The sequence below is a fragment of the Inquilinus sp. 2KB_23 genome (assembly GCF_052115705.1).
Lineage (GTDB): Bacteria > Pseudomonadota > Alphaproteobacteria > DSM-16000 > Inquilinaceae > Inquilinus > Inquilinus ginsengisoli_A.
The window spans coordinates 259,932-272,242 of record NZ_JBFRHF010000005.1 but is presented as its reverse complement, the minus strand read 5'-3'; the positions used below and the strand labels follow the sequence as shown (position 1 = coordinate 272,242).

General features: G+C 69.3%; 12 protein-coding genes. 8 read left to right on the top strand and 4 right to left on the bottom strand.

The genetic code is table 11. The annotated features are described in order from the left end of the window. Positions 1 to 115: 115 nt before the first annotated feature. The 6 genes from AB4112_RS09100 (at position 116) to AB4112_RS09075 (ending at position 6,488) form a co-directional block, all read left to right on the top strand. Complete coding sequence (locus tag AB4112_RS09100) at positions 116 to 1,120, top strand: rhamnose ABC transporter substrate-binding protein (protein WP_441718753.1); 1,005 nt, start codon at positions 116 to 118, stop codon at positions 1,118 to 1,120. A gap of 68 nt (positions 1,121 to 1,188) precedes the next feature. Continuing rightward, a complete protein-coding gene (locus AB4112_RS09095) occupies positions 1,189 to 2,262 on the top strand; it encodes a LacI family DNA-binding transcriptional regulator (protein WP_309791711.1) in 1,074 nt (357 codons plus the stop codon). A 114-nt stretch (positions 2,263 to 2,376) separates the two neighbouring features. Further along, positions 2,377 to 3,333, top strand: coding sequence for a sugar-binding protein (locus tag AB4112_RS09090; RefSeq protein ID WP_309791709.1), 957 nt, complete (start codon positions 2,377 to 2,379; stop codon positions 3,331 to 3,333). Positions 3,334 to 3,392: 59 nt separating this feature from the next. After that, positions 3,393 to 4,901 carry a sugar ABC transporter ATP-binding protein gene (locus AB4112_RS09085; protein WP_309791707.1) on the top strand — a complete coding sequence of 503 codons (1,509 nt, stop codon included), beginning with the start codon at positions 3,393 to 3,395 and terminating at the stop codon, positions 4,899 to 4,901. 139 nt (positions 4,902 to 5,040) lie between these two features. Then, positions 5,041 to 6,051 carry an ABC transporter permease gene (locus AB4112_RS09080; RefSeq protein WP_309791706.1) on the top strand — a complete coding sequence of 337 codons (1,011 nt, stop codon included), beginning with the start codon at positions 5,041 to 5,043 and terminating at the stop codon, positions 6,049 to 6,051. Between the two features lie 47 nt (positions 6,052 to 6,098). Then, entirely contained in the window at positions 6,099 to 6,488 is a 390-nt protein-coding gene (locus AB4112_RS09075; protein WP_309791705.1) for a VOC family protein, read from the top strand. Positions 6,489 to 6,498: 10 nt separating this feature from the next. Here the strand turns inward: AB4112_RS09075 and AB4112_RS09070 are convergent, their stop codons facing one another. Further along, positions 6,499 to 7,470, bottom strand: coding sequence for an alpha/beta fold hydrolase (locus AB4112_RS09070; protein WP_441718747.1), 972 nt, complete (start codon positions 7,468 to 7,470; stop codon positions 6,499 to 6,501). A gap of 32 nt (positions 7,471 to 7,502) precedes the next feature. Next, positions 7,503 to 8,852, bottom strand: coding sequence for an FAD-dependent oxidoreductase (locus AB4112_RS09065; protein WP_441718744.1), 1,350 nt, complete (start codon positions 8,850 to 8,852; stop codon positions 7,503 to 7,505). Between the two features lie 550 nt (positions 8,853 to 9,402). Between AB4112_RS09065 and AB4112_RS09060 the strand changes: the two genes are divergently transcribed. Together AB4112_RS09060 and AB4112_RS09055 are read left to right on the top strand one after the other, a co-directional pair. After that, positions 9,403 to 10,020: a LysE family translocator gene (locus tag AB4112_RS09060; protein WP_441718742.1), complete on the top strand. Its 618-nt coding sequence runs from the start codon at positions 9,403 to 9,405 to the stop codon at positions 10,018 to 10,020. A gap of 262 nt (positions 10,021 to 10,282) precedes the next feature. Next, the gene (locus AB4112_RS09055; RefSeq protein ID WP_441718739.1) at positions 10,283 to 10,744 is read left to right on the top strand and encodes a hypothetical protein; all 462 of its coding nucleotides are present in this window, start codon (positions 10,283 to 10,285) and stop codon (positions 10,742 to 10,744) included. A 51-nt stretch (positions 10,745 to 10,795) separates the two neighbouring features. Here AB4112_RS09055 and AB4112_RS09050 read toward each other — a convergent pair whose 3' ends face one another. Both AB4112_RS09050 and AB4112_RS09045 read right to left on the bottom strand, forming a co-directional pair. Continuing rightward, positions 10,796 to 11,137: an antibiotic biosynthesis monooxygenase family protein gene (locus AB4112_RS09050; RefSeq protein WP_441718736.1), complete on the bottom strand. Its 342-nt coding sequence runs from the start codon at positions 11,135 to 11,137 to the stop codon at positions 10,796 to 10,798. Between the two features lie 69 nt (positions 11,138 to 11,206). Continuing rightward, a complete protein-coding gene (locus AB4112_RS09045; RefSeq protein WP_441718733.1) occupies positions 11,207 to 12,199 on the bottom strand; it encodes an RluA family pseudouridine synthase in 993 nt (330 codons plus the stop codon). Positions 12,200 to 12,311 lie beyond the last annotated feature (112 nt).

Here is a 12,311-nt window from a genome sequence, read left to right as displayed (position 1 = left end):
CCAGCCGACTCATACCAGCGCATTCTCAAGCGATCTCTGACGCGGGCCCCATGATCGGCGCCATGCGAAGCGCCGGGACGACCCGACAACAAGCAACCCAAGGAGGCACCATCCCATGACGTCGCGTATCACCCGCCTGGCCCTGGCCGCAGCGCTGCTCGGCAGCCTGGCCCCCGCCGCCCTGGCGCAGGATTGCGCCACCGGCCCGGTCACCGTCGGCTTCCTGCCGAAGCTGGACACCGATCCCTATTTCCAGGTCGCCAAGACCGGCGCGGACGAGGCGCAGAAGGAGATTGGCGGCACCGTTATCCAGCAGGCCCCGTCGCAGGCCACGGCCGAGGCGCAGATCGAGTTCATCAACAACCTGGTGTCGCAGCAGGTGAAGGTGATCGCCATCTCCGGCAACGACGCCAACGCCGTGGCCCCGGCGCTGAAGCGGGCGATGGCCCAGGGCATCCGCGTGGTGTCCTATGATTCCGACGTCGCGCCGGCCGCCCGCACCCTGTTCCTGAACCAGGCCAAGGGCGACAGCCTGGCCGAGATGATGCTGGAGAGCATGGCCCAGATGATCGGCGGCGAGGGCGAGTTCGCCATCCTGTCCTCGACCCCGACCGCGACCAACCAGAACGCCTGGATCGACTTCATGAAGGCCCGGCTGGCCGGCGATCCGAAATTCGCCAAGATGAAGCTGGTCCAGGTCGCCTATGGCGAGGAGAGCGAGCAGGTCAACCAGCAGCAGGCGCTGGCCCTGGCGCAGGCCTTCCCCAACCTGAAGGGCATCATCGTCCCGGCCGGCATCGGCCTGCCGGCGGCGGCGCGGGCGCTGGAACAGGCGGGGATGACCGGCAAGATCAAGCTGACCGGGCTGGCCCCGGCCTCGCTGATCCGGAAATACATCGAGAGCGGCGCCGCCCAGGACATCTGGTGGAACGTCAAGGACCTCGGCTACCTCACCTACTACGCCGCCCAGGCGCTGGCGCAGTGCAAGCTGGACGGCAAGCCGGGCAGCAGCTTCACCGCCGGCCGGCTGGGCGAGTACAAGGTCGGCGACGGCGGCGAGGTGGTGCTCGGGCCGGCCGAGATCGTCACCCCGGCGAATGTCGGCGAATTCGCCTTCTGACCACGGCGGGAGGGCCGGACTCGCGCCCAGCCCTCCCGCCCCACAGATCCAACCCACAGAAAGCGCCGATGGCCCGCAGCCCATCCCGGACCGCCCCCGCCTCGACCATGGCCGATGTCGCGCGCCAGGCCGGCGTGTCGGTGTCGACCGTCTCGCATGTGCTGAACGGCACCCGCAAGGTCAGCCCGGAGGCGGTGCGGGCGGTCGAGGACGCGGTGGCCCGGACCGCCTACATCCCGAACACCCTGGCCCGGTCGCTGGCCGGGGCAACCACGGAATCGATCGGCATCGCCCTGTCGGCCATCACCAACCATTATTTCAGCGAGGTGGTCGGCGGCATCGAGGTCGAGGCCAAGCGCCACGGCCTGATGATCTTCCTGTCCGACACCCATGACGATCCGGCGCAGGAGTTGCAGACCGTGCGCGCCCTGCACCAGCGCCGGGTCGACGGCATCATCCTGGCGGCCTCGGCCGACCCGGACCGCGCGGCACTGCGCTATCTCCGCACCCATGGCATCCCGACGGTGCTGATCGACCGGCTGGTCGCGCCCGATTTCGACCAGGTCGGGGTCGAGAACCGCAGATCGACGATCGAGCTGGTGGCGCATCTGGCGACCCACGGCCACCGCCGCATCGCGCTGGTGTCCGGCCAGCCCGGCCTGTCGACCACGCAGGAGCGGCTGGCCGGGTACAAGGCGGGGCTGAAGCAGGCGGGCCTGGCCTTCGACCCGGCGCTGGTCGTCATCGGCCATTCGGCGCTGGAGCCGGCGCGGCAGGCAGTGCACGGGCTGCTGGCGCGGGATCCTCGGCCGGACGCGATCGTCACCGGCAACAACCTGATGACGATCGGCGCCATGCACGCCCTGCGCGAGGCATCCTTGCGCGTGCCCGGGGACATGGCCCTGGCCGGGTTCGACGATTTCGACTGGGCCACCGCCTTCACCCCGCGGTTGACCGTGGTGGCGCAGCCTTGCGCGGAACTCGGCGAGACCGCGGTCCGGCTGCTGATGCGCCGCCTGAAGGACCCCGCCGCCAAGCCGAAAACCCTGCGCCTGACGCCGACGCTGCGCGTGCGCGATTCGTGCGGGTGCGGTCCCTGGGAGGGCCGTAGGAGCGTGACCGGTCGTGGGGGATTTCCCTGACCGCAGATCGCGCCCTTGACCCCGCCGAACCATTATGATCCTAATTGTATGATAATAATAACAATGCGCCCCAACGGGGCATTTCAATGGTCGAAAAGACCGGGAGGATACCCAATGAAGCGTTTCGTTCTGGCGGGCCTGGCGGCCGCCGTCGCGGCGGCTTTCGCCATCGGTCCGGCGCCGGCCCAGGCGGCCGACAAGACCATCGCCTTCGTCGTCAACGGCTCGTCCTCTTTCTGGACCATCGCCAACAAGGGCACCGACAAGGCGGTGTCCGAGCTGAAGGGCTACAGTGTCGAGTTCAAGATCCCCGGCCAATCCAGCGCCGCGGAGCAGCGCCAGATCGTCGAGGACATGTTGGCCCGCGGCGTCGCCGGCATCGGCATCAGCCCGGTCGATCCGGACAATTCCACCGCGCTGCTGAACAAGGCCGCCGGCCAGGTGCCGCTGTTCACCTTCGACAGCGACGCGCCGAAGAGCGACCGGCTCCTGTACATCGGCACCGACAACGTCGCCGCCGGCGTGCAGGCGGGCGAGCTGATCAAGAAGACCCTGCCGGACGGCGGCAAGATCATGCTGTTCGTCGGCACGCTGGGCAACGCCAACGCCCGCGAGCGAGTCGAGGGCATCAAGAAAGCGATCGCCGGCACCAAGATCGAGATCGTCGACATCCGCACCGACGACATCGACTTCGCCAAGGCCAAGCGCAATGTCGAGGACACGCTGACCAAGTACGACGACCTGGCGATGCTGGTCGGCCTCTACTCCTACAACACGCCGATCATCTACGACGCCATGAAGGCGGCCGGGAAGCTGGGCAAGATCAAGGTCGTCGGCTTCGACGAGGACCCGGTCACCCTGCGCGGCGTGCAGGAGGGCGTGATCGAGGGCACCGTGGTGCAGCAACCCTTCGAGTTCGGCTACCAGACGGTGAAGCTGCTGGCCCAGTACATCGAGGGCGACAAGTCCTTCATCCCGGCGGACCATCTGAAGATCATCCCCACCCGGCTGATCGACAGCAGCAACGTCGCCGATTTCCAGAAGACGATGAAGGAACTGCTGAAGAAGTGAGGCAGGGCGCGGCGGAGGCCCCGGCCTCCGCCGCCACCGTCGCCCCGAGGGAGCAGCAGATGACCGATGCCGTCCTGGCCATGGAGGGAATCTCCAAGACCTATCCCGGCGTGCAGGCGCTGAGGGATGTCAGCCTGTCCGTCGGCCGCGGCGAGGTGGTCGGGCTGATCGGCGAGAACGGGGCCGGCAAGTCGACGCTGATGAAGATCCTGGGCGGGGTCGAGGCCCCGACCACCGGCACCGTCACCGTCGGCGGCACGCCGCGTGCGGCGCTGACGGTGCAGGAGGCGATCGCCGCCGGCATCGCCTTCGTGCACCAGGAGCTGAACCTCTTCGACAATCTCGACGTCGCCGCCAACGTCTTCATCGGGCGCGAGCCGCGGCGCTTCGGCCCGCTGAAGCTGATCGACACCGCCCGGCTGCACGCCGACACGCAAAGGCTGCTCGACCGGCTGAGCGTCGATTTCGGGCCGGCCACGCCGCTGGCCGAGCTGTCGATCGCCCAGCGCCAGATGGTGGAGATCGCCAAGGCGCTGTCGCTCGATGCCCGCATCATCATCATGGACGAGCCGACCTCGAGCCTGACCCTGACCGAGACGCAGACCCTGCTGCGCGTGATCGGCGAGCTGAGGGCGGCCGGCGTCGCCATCATCTTCATCACCCACCGCCTGGGCGAGATCGAGGCCTGTGCCGACCGCGTGGTCTGCCTGCGCGACGGCCAGCTGGTCGGGGCGCTCGACCGCGACGAGATCCACCATGACCGCATGGTGCGGATGATGGTCGGGCGCGACCTGCGGGCGCTCTACATCCCGCCCGCGGTCGCGGCCCAGCCCGACGCGGTCGAGATCCGCGGCGTCCGCACCGCCACCTATCCCGACCACGAGGTGACGCTGTCGGTCGGGCGCGGCGAGATCCTGGGCTTCGCCGGCTTGGTCGGCTCCGGCCGCACCGAGCTGGCGCGGGCGATCTTCGGCATCGACCGGATGCTGGCCGGCGAGGTCCGGCTCGACGGCAAGGCGCTGGCGCTCGGCACGCCCCGCACCGCCATCGCCCAGGGCGTGTTCCTGGTGCCGGAGGATCGCAAGCGCAGCGGCCTGGTGCTCGAGATGAGCATCGCCCAGAACGTGACCCTGCCCAACCTCGACCGCCATGCCCGGCGCGGGCTGATCAGCCGCGGCGCCGAGCTGCGCGAAGCCGAGACCCAGCGGGAGAAGCTGCGCATCCGCACCCCGTCGGTCATGACCAACGCGCTGAAGCTGTCCGGCGGCAACCAGCAGAAGATCGTGCTGGCGAAATGGCTGGCGATGCAGCCGCGCTTCCTGATCTTCGACGAGCCGACCCGTGGCATCGACGTCGGCGCCAAATCCGAGATCTACCAGCTGATGCGCAATCTGGCCGACCGCGGCGTGCCGATCCTGATGATCTCCAGCGACATGGAGGAGGTGATCGGCGTCAGCGACCGCATCGCGGTGATGCATGAGGGCCGGATCAGCGGCACACTGCGCCGGGACCAGTTCAGCGAGCCGAACGTGATGCAGCTGGCCGTCGGCCGGCCGCTGGCGGCGTGAAGGGGCTTTCCCTTGTTGTCATGCCCGGGCTTGACCCGGGCATCCAGAGGTTGTCGACATCTTCTGGATTGCCGGGTCGAGCCCGGCAATGACAGGGAATAAAACGGATAGAGACGCGAACCGGGAGGACGTCGGGTAAATGAGGAAGGAACTGGGGCTCGCGATCCTGATCCTGGTGATCGGCTGCATCGTGGCGCTGCTGCAGCCGCGCTTCATCTCGACGGTGAACCTCGTGAACATGGCCAATCTGGTCGGCCTCTACGGCCTGTTCTCGATCGGCCAGGGCCTGGTGATCATCACCGGGGGGATCGAGCTGTCGGTCGGGTCGGCGTTCGCGCTGATCGGCGTCGTCTTCGTCGACATGGTGGTGAACTGGGGCTGGTCCTGGCCGCTGGCCCTGGCCGCCGCCATCGCCATGGGCGGCGTGTTCGGCGCCATCCATGGCTTCCTGGTCGCCCGGGTCGGGATCCAGCCCTTCGTCGTCACCCTGTGCGCCCTGCTGATCTACCGCGGCGCCGCGCGCTACTACACCGACGACGCCACCGTCGGCTTCGGCTATGGCGGCGATTTCGACACGCTGGCGGATTTCGCCACCGGCCGCAGCTTCGGCATCCCCAACAGCTTCCTGGCGCTGGTGGTGGTGGCGCTGGTGATGTGGGTGGTGCTGCACCGATCGGTGTTCGGCCGCTACCTGTTCGCGGTCGGCAAGAACGAGGAGGCGGCGCGCTATTCCGGCATCAGCACCCGCACCGTCATCGCCTCGGCCTATGTCATCTGCGGGCTTCTGGCCGGCCTGGCCGCCGTCTTCCTCGCGTTCTACACGAACTCGATCCAGCCCTCCGCGCACGGCAACTTCTACGAGCTCTACGCCATCGCCGCGGCGGTGCTGGGCGGCTGCTCGCTGCGCGGCGGCGAGGGCTCGATCCTCGGCATCATCCTCGGCACCGTGCTGCTGCAGGTGCTGCAGAACCTGGTCAACCTGCTGGGCATCCCCTCCTCGCTGAACTTCGCGGTGATGGGCACGGTGATCCTGATCGGCGTGCTGGCCGACCAGCACCTGCAGCGGATGCGCACGGCGCGCCTGGCCCGGGCGGTGCCGGTCGCCGCCGGGCCGACGGCGGCGGTCGCCGGATCGTCATCGAAACCGTGATAGCCTGACGGGAAGGCGGCGACCGCCGCCGCACAGGGAGACAGGCCATGCCCGACCACGGAACCTTCTGCTGGAACGAGCTGAACACGCGCGATCCCGCTGCCGCCCGCGACTTCTACGCCCAGACCCTGGGCTGGAGCTTCGAGACCATGCCGATGGCCGGCGGTGGCGAATACCTGGTCGCCAGCATCGGCGGCCGAATGGTGGGCGGCGTGTTCGACCTGCGGGGCCTGCCGGGCATGGACGCCGTGCCGCCGCACTGGTTCGCCTACATCGAGGTCGACGACGTCGACGCCCGAGTCGCGGCGGCGCAGCAGGCCGGTGCCACCCTGATGCGCGACATCTTCGACGTGCCCGGCGTCGGCCGCATCGCCATCGTCCGCGACCCGACCGGCGCCGTCGTCGGCTGGATGACCTCGGCGGCGCCGGCCGGCTGACCAGCCGCTTCTAGGCTTCGAGACCCCGCAGGAAGGCGATCAGCGCCGCATTGACCTCCGGCGCCCGCTCCTGCTGGGTCCAGTGGCCGCAGCCGGGCAGCATGACCGTGCGCGTCAGCCGCGGCACCGGCCGCGACAGGTTGGCGATGATCTGGTCCATGCCGGGGAAGTGCACGACCAGATCCTGGTCGCCGGCGACGTACAGCGCGGGACAGGCAATCTGCGCCCCGGCGTAGGGCGCCAGCAGCTCCCAGTTGCGGTCGATGTTGCGGTACCAGTTCAGCGGCCCGCGGAAGCCGTTGCGCGCGAATTCCGCCGTGTAGAAGGCGATGTCGTCCTCGCCGAGCCAGGGCGGCAGGCCGAGCTGCGCGGGCGCGCTGCCGATCATGCCGCGGTCGAGCGGCACCATGCCCACCTCTCCCCCCTGGGCGTTGCGTTGGAACTGGATGCCGAACAGGGTCAGCAGGCTGCGCCGGACATCCCGCCCGAGATCCGCCTCGGCGACGCCGGGGTCCTGGAAGTAGAGCTGGTAGAACACCGCGTCGTCGCGCCGTGGCATCCGGGCGGTCGGCGGCCCGCCCCCGGCCAGGCGCGGCCGGAACGGCACGCTGAGCCCGGCCACGCCGCGGAAGCGGTCGGGGCGCAGCAGCGCCGCGTGCCACGCCACCGGCGCCCCCCAGTCATGGCCGACGATGGCGGCGCGCTCCAGCCCCAGGGCATCGAGCAGCCCGACCATGTCGCCCACCAGGTGAAACATCGAATACCGGTCGATCTCCGGCGGCGCGTCGGTTTGCCCATAGCCGCGCATGTCCGGCGCGATCGCCCGGAACCCGGCCTCGGCCAGCGCCCGCAGCTGATGGCGCCAGGAGTACCAGGATTCGGGAAAGCCGTGGCACAGCAGCACGGCCGGGCCCTCCCCCTGCTCCGCGACATGCATGCGGATGCCGTTGGTCTCGATCATGCGGTGCTGCACAGCCGTCATCCCGCTCTCCTGTCCCATGTCCGTATCGCTCGTCATGCCGCCGCCATCTCGGCCATCACCCGGCGCATCACGTCCGGGTCCTGGTAGGCGCTGCGGGGCTTCAGCAGATGCTGCACCTCGACCGCCAGCTTGTGGATCGCCGGGTCGCGCGCGGCCAGGCGGTTCAGCGCGGCGCCGAACTTGACCGAATTGGCGAAATCCGCGGGGCGGTCGCCGCGGGTGCGAGGATAGATGTAGTCGTTGATGGCCGACATCACCCAGGGCCCCTCGATCAGGCCGCCGACCTCGCACAGGAAGCTCTGCTGCAGCTCGGCCAGCGGGTCCGGCGACAGCGCCGCCGCCGGCAGCAGGTCGCCCAGCAGGCAGGCCTCCTGCGCCGCGAGCGTCATGCCCTGGCCGTAGATCGGGTTGAACCGGCAGAACGCGTCGCCGACCGGCAGGATACCGCGCGGCATGGTCTCGAGCCGCTCGAAATGATGCCACACGCTTTCCTGGAAGACGTGCCGCCGGACCTCGCCCAGCGGCTGCAGGGCCTTGACCGCATTGTGGATCGTCGGGGTCCGGAGCCCCTGCAGATACTCCAGCACCCCGGCCCAGTCGGCGGGGGGCGAGCCGCCATCCTGGTCGCCGGTGCTCAGCATCCAGCGGTTGCCCTCCAGCGGCATCAGCATGCCGCGGCGGCTGTTCTCCTGCGGGTCGGAGAAGGTCATCACCAGCTTCCAGTCGTCCGGCGCATCGTCGGGGATCTGGAAGACGGTGGTGGCATAGAACCGGCCAACGCCGACCGTGGAGGTCTCGGGCAGCGGCAGGCGGACCGACCGCAGCAGCGCCAGGGTCAGGGCCCCGCTGGCCGACGCATCCACCACAAGGTCCGCCGGCAGGGTCTCCTGCGCGCCCTCCGCCGTCACGCAGCGCACCGCCGTCACCGCCGTGCCGTCGTCCGAGGTCACCAGCTCGGTGGCGCGGCAGCCGGGCCGCAGCACGATGTTGGGCCGCTGCTCGGCATACCGCCGGACCAGGAACTCGATCAGCGGCCGCGACATGGTGTAGGCGGTCCAGCCGAGATCGCGCTGGGGGAACGGGTCGTAGCCCACCTGTTCGACCCGCATGTCGCCCGCCACCCGGATCGGCACGCCGCCGGCCGCCACGAGATCCTGCTCGAACCCGGGGAAGAGCTCGGTCAGAGCGCCCTGGCCGCCGGCCAGCAGGGCGTGGAGATGCTTGTCCTGCGGCGTGCCCACGCGATGCCCGATGCCGGCGGGAAGCCTGTCCCGCTCCAACAGGGTGACCCGCTCGAAATGGTTCGCGAGCGCATGCCCGACCGTCAGGCCGCTCATTCCGGCTCCGACGACGACGGCGTGCCTGCCGATCTGCCTTGTCATCCACCCGATCTCCATCTGCCCGGGCGACCCGACGGTGACGCGCGATGGACTCGCCGGCACCGAGGCGGGCTGGAGAGCACCCGCAATCGCCGCAAAGCAATGAACTCTATGAGATTGGATATCGTCCGGCCAACTGCCGGATGATGTCGCCAGCGGCCCAATCCGGCTACGGATGAAACACGGTGGGGCTTCGAGATTCCCTGCCGGAACCTTCGCCTGCGGGCTGCTGCCGCCGGGCGACGCGATCTGCCGCTTCAACCCGGTCTACGGCCAGGGGATGCGGAGATGGCGGCGGCGTGCCCTGGACACCGGATTGACGGCTGACCGCCTGCGCCATTAGGCTGTCGCCATGGTTTGTCACCGTCCCCTCGCGACGCGCCAACAACGCCGGCTTCACCCGGCGGTGGCTGTCGCATGGGCGGACGGGACCTGGTTCCGCCGGCGGTCTTCCTGACCGTCGGCTGACAAGCCCGAAGCCCCACACCCCGCCGTCCTGCCGGCGGGGTTTTTGATTCGGATCCTCGCCGGCGCCTTTTTCCGGAGAGCCTTGATGATCGATCCGACCCTGCTTCTCGCCTTCACCGCCGCCGTCACCCTGCTGATGCTGATCCCGGGGCCGAACGTGGCCCTGATCGTCGCCAACAGCGTCGCCTGGGGCCCGCGCTACGGCCTGCTGACCGTGCTCGGCACCAGTTCCGCCATGGTGATCCAGCTCGCCCTGGCCGCGCTCGGCATGGCCCAGCTGCTCGGTGCGCTCGGCGGCTGGTTCGAGCTGCTGCGCTGGATCGGCGTCGCCTATCTGCTGTGGCTGGGCGTGGCGCAGTGGCGAGCCCCGCCGGCCGACCTGACCCGGACGGCGCCGCAGCCGAAATCCGCCCGCCGGATCTATGGCCGCGCCCTGCTGGTGTCGCTGACCAACCCGAAGACGCTGCTGTTCACCGGCGCCTTCTTCTCCCAGTTCATCGACCCGGCCCGGCCGGCGGGGCCGCAGGTCGCCCTGCTGTCGGCGGTGTTCCTGATCCTGGCGCTCGCGGTCGACGGTACTTGGGCGGTGCTGGCTGGCCGCGCCCGTTTCCTGCTGGCCCGCCACGGGAGGCTGCGCAACCGGATCTCCGGCAGCCTGTTGATCGGCGCCGGCCTCGGCTTGGCCTTGGCCCGGGGCAAGTAGCGATTGTCGACCCGATGGAACCACTGGTCGCCGAAATTGTCTCCATTGGATCGGCCGTCGCCCAGGCGGCGGCTGATCCGGCTGGGCTTGGTGGAATCGAGGTATTTATCCCTGCCCGGGAAATCCACCGAAGGCCATCACCCGTGCCCTGCCGAATGGCCATGACCAGCGAGCATTTCGCCGCTCCGCCTGGGCTGGCCAAATACCGGGCGATCACGTATAAACGTCGTGTATAGCGCCCAATATTAGGGGAGAAGCCCAAATGGCCAAGTACAATAGCGTACTGTTAGCGGGGTTCTTCATTACAGCCCTGGCAGGTTGCAGCTCGCCTCAGGCGACGACCAACACGACACCGCAGGTGACCGAAGCAGCAACGCCGCCCAAAAACGATGTCGACCAGGTGAAAGTCAATCCGAAGGACTTCACCGCCTGGCTGAATGTGATGCCGGGCTCACCCCCGTCGCTGCATGTGGAGGGGACGACGGGGGCCGTGGTCGCCCCATCGGCCGGATGGACGGCCGAGTTGGTGGACGGCCCCCCGGGCAAAGCCGCAAGGACGAAAGTCCTGGAACTGCATGCGACGGCGCCCCAGGCCGGCGCATCCGTGGTGACGCCGATCGACGTCCCGCCCTATGTCGAAGACCCCGCGCCCGCCAACTACAGCCGGGTGACGATCTGGCACGGGAAAGAGCACTTCACCATCCGGGTCAATCGGGCCCAGTGATCCGACAGGGTGAGGGGCGGGCCTCGCGCCCGCCTTTCACCCGCGGTCCCGTCATGATCCGGTGCGGCCGTGGCTGGTCAGCAGCCGCAGGATCTGCACGGATTTCGGCAGTTCGATCAGGAACTCCTCGTCGCGCGGCAGGTGGTGGATGCGGGTCGGGTCGCTGCCCGCGAAGCCCGCCATCGCCTCGACGCTCTCCCAGTAAGAGATCGTCATGAACTCGGAATGGGTCTCGCGGTCCTCGCGAAAGGTCTGCACGCCCATCGCCTTGTCGATCAGCGGCCTGATCCCGACCTCGTAATTGTAGGCCTCGTATTCATCGGCCCGCTCGGGCCGGGTGCGGCCGCGCCAGATCCGGGCGATGCGCGGCTGGCGGCTGGTCTCGGTGCTCATGGGGCTCTCCTTCGAGACGTGACCCCCCCCTGATACACAGCCTTTCCGCCACCGCGGTTCCGCGAAGGCTCAGTCCTCGGGGCCCTCCGGCTTCGCCTTGGCGTCGAAATCGAAGTAGCGGAAGGTCGACACCATGTGCGGCGACAGCGGCGCGGTGACGTCGATGGTGCCGCGGGTCGGGTGCGGCAGCACCAGCCGGCGCGCATGCAGGTGCAGTTGGCGCGGCAGCTCGGCGCCGGTGATCTCGGACCGGGCGCCGCCATACTTCCCGTCGCCCAGGATCGGCGTGTCCAGCGCAGCCATGTGCAGGCGCAGCTGATGGGTGCGGCCGGTGACCGGCCACATCGCCACGAAGGCGGCATGCTGGGCCGCGGCCTCGACCACGGCGAAGTCGGTGACGGCGCGCTGGCCCTCCTCGTCATCCTCCTCGACCACGCGGCCGACATTGCTGGGCGACCGTGCCAGCGGCAGGTCGATGCGGCCCTGGCGCGGCTGCGGCACGCCGACCGTCACCGCCCAGTACTCCTTGCGGGTGGCGCGCTCGCGGAAGGCCTCGGTCAGCCGCCGCGTCGCCTTGGCGGTGCGGCCGATCAGCAGCACGCCCGAGGTCTCCTGGTCCAGCCGGTGGACCAGCCGCGGCCGCTCCTTGGCGTCGAACTGCAGGTGGTCGAGCAGCCCATCGACATGCGCCTTGACCTTGCCGCCGCCCTGCACCGCCAGCCCGGCCGGCTTGTTCAGCGCAATGATGTCGTCATCCATGAACAGGATGGCGCGCTTCAGCTCCGCCGCCAGGCCTTGCGCCTTCTCCGGCTTCAGCGGCAGCGGCGCGCGCGGGGTCGGCGTCTCGGTCGCGGTGTCGTCCAAGGGCGGGATGCGGATGGTCTGCCCGGCCTCCAGCCGCTGCGCCGCTTTGGCGCGCTTGCCGTCGACCCGGATCTGGCCGGTGCGCAGCAGCTTCTCCAGCCTGCCATGGGTCAGCCCGGGAAAGCGCTGGCGGAACCAGCGGTCCAGGCGCAGCTCGCCCTCATCGGTGCCGACCGCCAGGCTCTGCACCCCGCTCACGACAGGTCTCCCGATCGCGGGGTGGCGCCGGCGTGCGGCTTGGGGGCAGGATGGCGGGCGCGGATCATCGGCAGGGACTCTAGGGGGTCTGGCATTCGGCTCATCCGCGTTG